This window comes from Bacillus cereus group sp. BfR-BA-01379 (assembly GCF_022663605.1).
Taxonomy (GTDB): domain Bacteria; phylum Bacillota; class Bacilli; order Bacillales; family Bacillaceae_G; genus Bacillus_A; species Bacillus_A mobilis.
The window spans coordinates 1-347 of sequence record NZ_JAKUFT010000225.1 but is presented as its reverse complement, the minus strand read 5'-3'; the positions used below and the strand labels follow the sequence as shown (position 1 = coordinate 347).

Below are 347 nucleotides of genomic sequence, written 5' to 3'. Positions count from 1 at the left end.
ATGAAGGTGCAGGCGGAAAAGTAACAGAAACAAACTTTGTATATGACCCGATTAACCAATTATTAAACGAGGCATTACCAAACGGAACAACTAAATCATACACATATGATGGATTTGGAAACCGTACAAGTGTGAAAGTTGTAGAGAATGGAAAAGAAACAAAATCTATAGCGGCAACGTTTAATGAAGGAAATCAACTTGTAAAATTCGGAAACGAATCGTTAACGTATGATGCGAATGGAAATCGTACATCAGATGGCAAGTACAAGTATACATGGAATGAAAATGACCAAATTGTAGCTATCACAAAACAAGGTGAGAGTAATGCATTTGCGACTTATAAATAT

At 35.2% G+C, this 347-nt stretch carries 1 protein-coding gene; it reads left to right on the top strand.

The genetic code is table 11. The features are described from left to right. On the top strand, positions 1-347 hold a 347-nt coding region (locus tag MR113_RS27575; protein ID WP_242257499.1), incomplete at both ends, for an RHS repeat domain-containing protein.